The organism is Desulfoprunum sp. (assembly GCF_053613775.1).
In genome coordinates, this window is sequence record NZ_JBSHXH010000004.1 from 923,522 (window position 1) to 932,500 (window position 8,979).

Annotated in this window: 6 protein-coding genes (1 of these 6 running past the window's edge); 2 read left to right on the forward strand and 4 right to left on the reverse strand. The window is 58.8% G+C overall.

The window, feature by feature from the left end:
* Positions 1 to 98: 98 nt before the first annotated feature.
* The gene (locus tag ACWGKN_RS08225) at positions 99 to 1,370 is read left to right on the forward strand and encodes a 3-deoxy-D-manno-octulosonic acid transferase (RefSeq protein ID WP_452095027.1); all 1,272 of its coding nucleotides are present in this window, start codon (positions 99 to 101) and stop codon (positions 1,368 to 1,370) included.
* Positions 1,367 to 3,931 carry a DNA internalization-related competence protein ComEC/Rec2 gene (locus ACWGKN_RS08230; RefSeq protein ID WP_035228926.1) on the forward strand — a complete coding sequence of 855 codons (2,565 nt, stop codon included), beginning with the start codon at positions 1,367 to 1,369 and terminating at the stop codon, positions 3,929 to 3,931. The genes ACWGKN_RS08225 and ACWGKN_RS08230 overlap by 4 nt, the downstream gene beginning before the upstream one ends.
* A gap of 18 nt (positions 3,932 to 3,949) precedes the next feature.
* Here ACWGKN_RS08230 and ACWGKN_RS08235 read toward each other — a convergent pair whose 3' ends face one another.
* The 4 genes from ACWGKN_RS08235 to selA form a co-directional block, all read right to left on the reverse strand.
* On the reverse strand, positions 3,950 to 5,032 hold the full coding sequence (locus tag ACWGKN_RS08235; protein WP_035228925.1) for a type IV pilus twitching motility protein PilT: 1,083 nt from the start codon (positions 5,030 to 5,032) through the stop codon (positions 3,950 to 3,952).
* Between the two features lie 84 nt (positions 5,033 to 5,116).
* The gene (locus tag ACWGKN_RS08240; protein ID WP_052159880.1) at positions 5,117 to 5,800 is read right to left on the reverse strand and encodes an LOG family protein; all 684 of its coding nucleotides are present in this window, start codon (positions 5,798 to 5,800) and stop codon (positions 5,117 to 5,119) included.
* 14 nt (positions 5,801 to 5,814) lie between these two features.
* Entirely contained in the window at positions 5,815 to 7,968 is a 2,154-nt protein-coding gene (locus tag ACWGKN_RS08245; protein ID WP_035228924.1) for a tetratricopeptide repeat protein, read from the reverse strand.
* Positions 7,968 to 8,979 carry the 3' portion of an L-seryl-tRNA(Sec) selenium transferase gene (gene selA, locus ACWGKN_RS08250; protein WP_035228923.1) on the reverse strand. The gene runs 398 nt beyond the window's last position, so the window shows 1,012 of its 1,410 coding nt (coding positions 399-1,410); its start codon lies off the right edge, out of view — the gene reads right to left on this strand; the stop codon is at positions 7,968 to 7,970. The genes ACWGKN_RS08245 and selA overlap by 1 nt, the downstream gene beginning before the upstream one ends.

The window sequence follows — 8,979 nt, forward strand, 5'->3', positions numbered from 1 at the left end:
AGGCTGCATCTCCCCGGTTTTCCCGACCTTCGATCCCGGACTTTCCATCTCCGACCGTCTATGGTAGATTCCTGAAATTCTAAGGAGAAAAATTATCAATGGTACCAATCTACAATCTCTGCCAGTTTCTCATCCTGGTTATTGCCTGGCCAATTCTTGCCCTGCTGGTCCTGCTCCGGCCCAAATACCGGACAACCTTGCTGTCCCGCTTGGGAATCGGCCTGCAACGCCGGCTCCCATCGACGCCGGCAACCGGCAAAACGGTCTGGGTTCACGCCCTGTCGATGGGTGAAGTTTCATCGGCCCGTCCTCTCGTCCTTGGCCTCCGCAAGGAGTTTCCCGATGCCCGCATCGTCTGTTCGACAACGACCGCGACAGGACTCCTTCTCGCGAAAACCCTGCTGAAGGATCAGGTCGACGCCATCTTCCCGTCACCGTTGGATATCGGACCGGTCATCGCCGTGTTTCTTCGCCTGATCCGACCGGATCTCTACATCCTCGTCGAGACTGATTTCTGGCCTAACCTGCTGACCGCCCTCAACAAAAACACTATTCCGGCAATCCTGGTCAACGGCAGGATCTCTGAACGGTCATTCCATCGTTACCAGCGGGCCGGTTTTTTTTTCCGTCCCCTTTTCCGATCGTTCGACCATCTCTGCCTGCAGACCGATACGGACAGGATCAATATGGAACGGCTCGGCGTCGATCCCCTCAAGCTGCACCGTCTCGGCAATCTCAAATTCGACACGCTGATCACCTCGCCTGCCGGGCGTCGGGCCTGTCCCTCAATGCACCTCCCGGACAACTGTCTGATATTTGTCGCCGGTTCCACCCACGAAGGCGAGGAGGATATCATCTTTTCGGTCTATGCTGAACTGAAAAAGCACCATCCCGGCCTCCGCCTCATCCTCGCCCCCCGCAATCCCGACCGCTGCCCGGCGATTGCTCAGATCGCCGGCCGCCACCACCTTGCCGTGACGATGCGCTCACAGGAACCGGAAAAAACGACGGAGGTCCTGCTGGTCGACAGCATTGGAGAGCTGCCATGGCTGTATGCCCTGGCCGACATCGCCTTTGTCGGTGGCAGCATCGTGGCGGAAGGCGGCCACAATCCCATCGAACCGGCCGCCCTTGGGGTTCCGGTCCTCTTCGGCAGGCATATGGAGGACTTCGCCGAAATCAGTCATGATCTGGTTGCCGCCGGCGGGGCCTTGACGGTCACCGACGGAAAGTCGCTCGCCGATACCCTGAAGGCCCTGTTATCCGCCGAAGACCGGCGAAAAACCATCGGCCGTCTCGCCCGCGAATGGATCGAGCGGCAGCAAGGCGTGGTCGCGCGCCATCTGACAATCATCCGTCCCTACCTGTGACCTTCATCGCCCATCTTCTCTCATCATATCTTCTGACCACCGTCATCCTCGGCTTTACCGGCGGGATCGGCTTATCCGCTCTGCTGCCGATCCAATCGTCGCTGCTCGTCGCGCTCATCACCGGAACGATGATCGGCACCCTGGTGCTCTACCTCCGGCACCGGACCTGCGCCGCCCACCTCTCTCTCCTCAACCTCTTTCTGCTTCTCGGCGTCCTGCACGGCATCTCCGCCGACCGGCCGCCCTCATCGCCCGACCATATCTTCAACCTCATTCAGGACAAGCGCGAGGCCATCGTCATTGCCACCCTGACCTCGATGGCAACCTACGATCGCACGACAGGCCAGGCGACAGTCGAGCTTGAATCGGTCCGCTTTGCCGACCAGCCTCAATTTCAGGCGGCCGAGGGCCGGGTGCTGGTCAGAACCATGGAGCCATGGCCCGATTTCACTGTCCCGGGAACGGTACTGGCCCTGCGGCTGACGCTGCAGCGGCCGTCGCGCTTCAACACCCCGGGGACCTTCAACTACCCGGCCCACCTCGCCCGGCAAGGGATCCGGGTCACCGGCTACCTCTCTTCAGCGGCGTATATCAGCCGAATACAGGCGCCTCAGCCGTTCCTCCACCGGCTCCGGTTTATGCCGGAACGGCTGCGCCGGCAAATCGGCACCGCCATTGACGATTCGATCCCGGCGCCGCTGAACGGCATTTATCGCGCCCTGGTCATCGGCGATCAGACCCGGGTCGATGATGCCACCAGGAATCTCTTCCGCGACAGCGGCACGATGCACATCCTCTCTATCTCCGGCCTGCATTTCGCCATCATCGCCACCATGCTCTTCGGGCTGACCTTCTGGCTGCTGCGCCGATCGACCCGGCTGATCCTCCACACCAATGTCCGGAAAACAGCGATGCTGGCCTGTCTGCCGCCTCTTCTCTTCTATGCCTTTCTGGCGGGGATGAACGTCCCGGTCCTGCGCTCCCTGGTCATGAGCTGCATCGCCATTGTCGCCCTGTGCACCGATCGGCGGAAATCGATCTCCACCCTCCTCGCCGCTGCCGCCCTGCTGATCCTGCTCATCCAGCCGCAGGCCCTGTTCACCGCGTCGTTCCAGCTGTCGTTTGCCGCCGTGGCCTCGATTGCGCTGACGGCACCGGCAGTGCGGCGATTGACCGGCGGCAACAAAGACCAGGGATCTGCCGCTCGATCCTATCTCCACCGTTTCCGGCGCTGGCTCGCCGCCGCCCTCCTCGTCTCCGTCGCCGCCACCCTGGGCACCGCCCCGTTGCTGCTCTACCACTTCAACCACCTGTCGTTGATCGCCCCCCTGACCAATCTCCTCGTCGAACCCCTGATCTGTCTCTGGAGCCTCCCCTTGGCCCTGCTCTCCTGCCTGGCGTTGCCCATTGCACCGGACCTGGCGGCAGCCCTGCTCCGCATCGGCGCCCCCGGGCTGACGCTGTCGCTGGAGACCATGAACATATTCACGCTGCTGCCCTGCTCCGGCGCCTGGCTGCCGACTCCCAGCATATGGTTGATCTTCTCGTACTACGCCGTCCTGCTCCTGCTGCTCTGCCACCGGCGGAAAAACAGCACGCTGTTCATCGCCGCCGCGGCGGTTTTCGCCTGCATCCTCGTTCTTTTTATCCTCCCTCCCTATGAGTTGACGAAAAGGTTCAAAAAGGACCTCACGGTCAGTTTTCTCGATGTCGGCCAGGGCAGCGCGACCCTGCTGGAATTTCCCGGCGGCTACCGGGTCCTGATCGATGGCGGCGGCTCGTCGTCATCTTCGCGAACCGTCGGCGAAACCGTCATCGCCCCGTTCCTGTGGCATAAGGGGATCACCCGTCTCGATCATATCGTCGTCACCCACCCCGACTCGGATCACTATAATGGTCTGCCGTTTATCCTCGAGCGTTTTTCTCCGGCCGTTTTCTGGACCAACAGCCTGGCGGCACACGATCGCCCCTACGCTGAACTCCTGGAGCAGGCCCGGCGGCAGCGGCTGCAGGTAAGGATGCCGACCGAAGGGGAACGTTTCGGCATCGGCCGCGGCCGGCTCAGGTGCATCCGCAACCTGTCTGCCGGCTCCGGAGAAAGACCGGGAAAAGGGGAACAAAGAAATGACAGCGGGCTGGTGATCCAGGCCCGCCTGGGCCGCTTCGCGCTGCTGTTTCCCGGGGACATCGGCCGCTCGATCGAGCGAGGACTGACGGATATGAACGAGGACCTGGCGGCGACGATTCTCCTCGCGCCCCATCATGGATCGAAGACGTCCAATTCGCAAACCTTTCTCGCGGCGGTCGCCCCCGAATATCTCATCGTTTCCGCCGGTAGCCGCCAGCCCGGTCATTTCCCGCACCCGGGGCTGGAACGGCAGTGTGAGGAACTGGGGATCACGATGTTGACGACCGGCCGCGACGGCACCATTGTCACGGCGACGGACGGCAGCCGATTCACCGTCTCAACATCGAGAAATATCAGCGACGACAGGCGCGCCGCCGGCCAGAACGGAACCGAGCAGGCGGTGAAGAGCAGGGTGGCGGAATCGCCACCCTGACCAATCCCTTTGGAGAGATCAGACCTCGGTAAAATCGGATGGCGGGTTGCGGAGGAATTTGAGAAATTTCGATTTCTCGACCGCATTCGAGTAAGCGTCGTCCGGACTGATCATCTTTTTCTCCAGATATTCCATAATGGCGTCGTCCAGGGTCTGCATGCCGAATTTTTTCCCCGTCTGCATCGACGACAGGATCTGGTAGGTCTTGGCCTCACGGATCAGGTTGCGCACGGCGGGCGTCGCAATGAGAATCTCGAGCGCGGCACAGCGGCCCTTGACATCGACTCGTTTGAACAGGGTCTGGGAGACAACGGCCTTCAAGGCATCGGCCAGGGTTGAACGGACCTGACCCTGCTGGCTTGCCGGAAAGATCTCGATGACGCGGTCCACGGTCTTCATCGCGTTGATCGTGTGCAGCGTGCCAAAGACCAGATGCCCGGTCATGGCCGCCTCCATCGCCAGGGATATCGTCTCCAGGTCCCGCATCTCACCAACCATGATGATGTCCGGATCCTCACGCAGGGCCCCGCGCAGGGCCGCGGAAAACGACCGGGTGTGGCTCCCCACCTCGCGGTGGTTGATGATGCATTTCTGACTCTTGTGCACGAACTCGATCGGGTCCTCGATGGTCAGGATATGGTCCTTCCGCGTCTTGTTCGCCTCATCGACGATCGCCGCCAGAGTTGTCGACTTGCCGGAGCCGGTCGGTCCGGTCACCAGGACCAGGCCTTTCGGCAGATGCGCCAGGCGGGCGATGACCTTCGGCAGTCCGAGTTGCTCGCAGGTCATGATCTCGCTGGGGATTTCGCGGAATACCGCCCCAATCCCGTATCTCTGCTGAAAGAAATTACAGCGGTAACGGGCCAGACCGGGGATTTCATAGCCGAAATCAATATCACCGGTCTCCTCGAACAGCTTGATCTTTTCCTCAGGGCAGATCTCGTACAGCATGGCCCGCAGTTCTTCATTCCCCATCTTCTTGAACTTGACCCGCTCCACATCCCCCCGGATACGAAGCAATGGCTGTTGCTCCGCGACCATATGAAGATCGGAGGCCCCTTCATCATTCATCAGCTTGAAAAATGCGTCAATCTGCGCCATTCCGTTTCTCTCCTCGATTTCTTATCAGCAGAATTCAACCGGCCTGCCGACTGCTTTCAGCCGGCTGCAGCGATGTTTATGCGATTACACTATCACCGTCTTCCTGATGAAACTGATGACATCCTCCACCTCATCAAGCACCTTGATCAACAGCATGTCTTCCTCGTCGATATTTCCTGCCGTCAGGAGTGTATCCCTGATCCAGTCAACAAGTCCAGCCCAGAAACTGCTGCCGACCAGCACTATCGGAAAAGGCTTGATCCGCTGAGTCTGGATCAGGGTCATCGACTCGAAAAGTTCATCGAGCGAGCCGAACCCGCCCGGCATGCAGACGAAGGCCATCGAATATTTCATGAACATTACTTTTCGTACAAAAAAGTATTTGAAATGCAAAGGGAAATTCGTATACAAATTCGGTGCCTGCTCGTGTGGCAGACTGATGTTGAGTCCGATCGATACCCCGCCAGCCTCCGTGGCCCCCTTGTTGGCGGCCTCCATGATGCCGGGACCGCCTCCGGTAATGATCGCATACCCTGCTTCGGCAAGACCTGCGGCAATCTGCTCGGCCAGTTGGTAATACTTGTGATCTTTCGGAGTCCTGGCTGATCCATAGATCGTCACCCCAGGCAGATCCACGGCCGACATCGCATCGAAGCCATCCACAAATTCAGACATGATCCGGAACATCCGCCAGGAATCGCCGATGACGGTGTTATCCAGGCAATACTTCGGCTCCCTTCTGATTCTTCTCCGCTCCCGGAATTCCATAACGCTCCTTACCCTCAATTTCGCATCAGATCCCGTGCCATACCTGCCAGCTCAGGGGAAAGATCATGTTTCTGCAAGACCTTGGCAAACCATCGATCCGCCCGCCTTTTCCTGCCGAGTTTCAACCACAGCTGTCCAAGGCAGATCTGGAATTCCGGCATATTTCTCTTTTGGCCACGGCATTGCATCAGGTTCCGCCGGGCTTCGACCAGCAGTCCGCAGGCGATCTGCACCTTGGCCAGCCTCAGCCTGGATGCCGCATTGTCGGGATTCAGTTCGACCCCCTTGTCGCATAGAGCCAAGGCGATCTGATGGCCCTCCCCCTCCTCCATATAGACAAGCCCGAGCAGGCTCAATGCCTCGGGATCAAGCTCATTGAACCGCAACGCTTTCTGGAGCCAGACCTTGGCTTCATCCTTCCGCCCCAGACCATAACAGGCCTCACCGAGGTACTTCAAGGCCGGCCCGGACTGCTGCAAGCCGGTCGCCGTGTCGTGCCATTCCATCAGCAGAGGGTAGGCCCGGTCGAACATGCCGAGCCGGCAATACAGCTTTCCCAACTGTAGTTGCAGATCTTTTCTTGTCTCGAGGCCATCATCCTCGCAACAGACCTCCAGCGCCCGTTCGAAGTGCTTCAGACTTCCATGCAGATCACCGCGCCGGACCTCATCCAGCCCAAGGTTGTACAATGCCATGAAATTATCCGATTCCACGGCAAGCACCTTCCTGAAGCTCTCTCTGGCGAAGGAATGTCGGCCCAGCATGGCATAGGTGACGCCCAGACTGTTGAGCAGATTGACGTTGTCCGGATCGCAGACGAGACCGCGTCTGTATTCCGCCAATGCCCGCGACAGATCGCCATCTCCATAAAACATGTCGCCGCTGATATTGAGACTCACGGCATCAAATTCGACGATTGACCCGGGGCCGAAGAACGCTGCATGCAGCAGGGCCTTGCGACAGTTCGCCAGAATCTCGCCCTTGTGAAAGTCGGCGAACGGGAAGGAGCCGATCCCGGCGGAAACCCGGCATTCGCAACCGGTTTCTCGATCGAGCATCCGCAGGAGTCTGGCCACCTGCTGATGGGCATCCCGGCCTGTAGCTCCGTCAAGAAACAGCACGACGGATGCCGCATCAGCAAAGGAGCGATCCGGGGCGAAATGCCTGCCGACCAGCTCGGCGAGTCGATCTCCCGTCCACCCTTCCTTTGCCAGTTCAACCAAACAAAATTTCCCTGATCTCGAATATTGCCTCCTGACCCTGCGGATCAGGCCCTCGCTCAAGGGAAAGAGTGGATGTCGCTCCGGATGGGCAAGGACCCTGTAGTCACAGAAGGTGAATGGTCCACGTCGCTCGGCGGTCTGCAGGGCAGCCCAGGCCTCGGACATGAGACGATCCCGTTCTTCTGTGAGCACCGCTTCCGGCAATGATTCTCCCCTGCCGCTGCTGGATCCGACATGGACCCTATAGAAGCCATCTCTCTTCAGCAGAGCGACGAGCTTTGAGCCATATCGCTCGGAGAATTCATCCTCCTGCAGATCCCGGAGAAAAATGGCGAATATGCACTGCCCAAGATGATGGACAATTCCGCTGTCGCCAACAAAACCCTGCAGGACAATAGCCGCCCTTCGTGCATTCTGAAATGCATCCCGTGATGACCTGGTTCGCGGCTGGAGTTCGATCAGTACCAGATGAACGGGACCAGCCTCAGACGGGGTTTCAAGGAGGGCATACAGGTGGGAAATATTGCACAGACCGCTTGCAGCCTCCACTCTGGTTTGTTTGACGGAGAGAAAATCACGGAATGCCGCCGCCTGCACCTCCGCAAGCCAATCCTTCGCCACTCTCTCGACGACGAGAGGATCAAGGCCGGACAGACAGGCAACCACCACCCGGCCCTTGCCGGTGACAAACGGCAGCAGGATACCGCCCGGCGCGAATATGACAGGCTCGCGGTCAGCCACATCCAGGGCGAAGAGATCTGCCGCCTTCGCCCTGACATGACTGTCCGGCAGAACCGTCTCCAACCGCTTCAAGTCGGTGTAAAAGGTGACAGAGGCCGCCGTCGGTATCCTTTTCCGCAGTATCCCGGAATATTCCTGTGAAAAGCGGATGAAATCATGATTCTCGACAGTCCAATGAACTGCCGGGAGGGGGAATCTTTCCATCACGATACTGGCCCCTTGCCAAAGTAGCCTGAGAGGATGTCGGCAACCATGACGATCTCATCCTCCTGTATCGTTCTCATATCCAATACAAATTTGTCATGTTCTATTCTGCCGACAAGAGGCACCGGCAACTGGCGAAAGTCCGTCTCCAGCGAATTCAGACTGATATCATGTGGCTCGAGAGCAACCGCCCAGGTAGGGAGACTATATTCCGGCATGGCGCCTCCACCGACCCGGGATACGGTCGGCATCAACGACATGACACAACGATCGGCTATATATTTACTGGTGCGCCGAAGCAGCGCCCGGGCACGTTTTTTTATCTTTTCCGAAGAAACGGTCAGCATGGCCAATGTCGGGATATTCTGCAGGGCGGCGTTGGAGTCGAAATATTCGCGCAGGATCATCTCCAGTGAGGACAGGGTGAACTTGTCAATTCTGAGCGCCCGGTTCAAGGGGTTTTTCTTCACCCTTTCGATCACGTCCCGCTTGCCGACAATAATCCCGGCCTGTGGTCCGCCAAGCAGTTTATCGCCGCTGAAGGTGACGATATCGACACCGGCCTTGACGATTTCCTGCACCGTTGGTTCCTTGGGCAGGCCGAACCTGGAAAGATCGACCAGGCAGCCGCTTCCCAGGTCTTCCATCACGAGCAATCCGTGTCGTTGGGCCAGGCAGACCATTTCTTCAGCTGAAATCTCTGAAGTAAAGCCGATGATTCTGAAGTTGGAGGTATGCACCTTGAGCAGCATCGACGTTTCCGGGGTAATCGCCCGTTCGTAGTCGAACAGATGGGTCCGGTTGGTGGCTCCGACTTCAATCAGCCGGGCACCGCTCTTGGCCATGACATCGGGAATACGGAACGATCCGCCGATCTCCACCAGCTGTCCCCGCGACACTATGACCTCGGTCCCCCGGGCAAGCGTTTCAAGAACCAGCAGGACAGCGGCTGCATTATTGTTGACGACCAGGGCTGCTTCGGCCCCGGTCAGATCACAGATGATCTTCTCA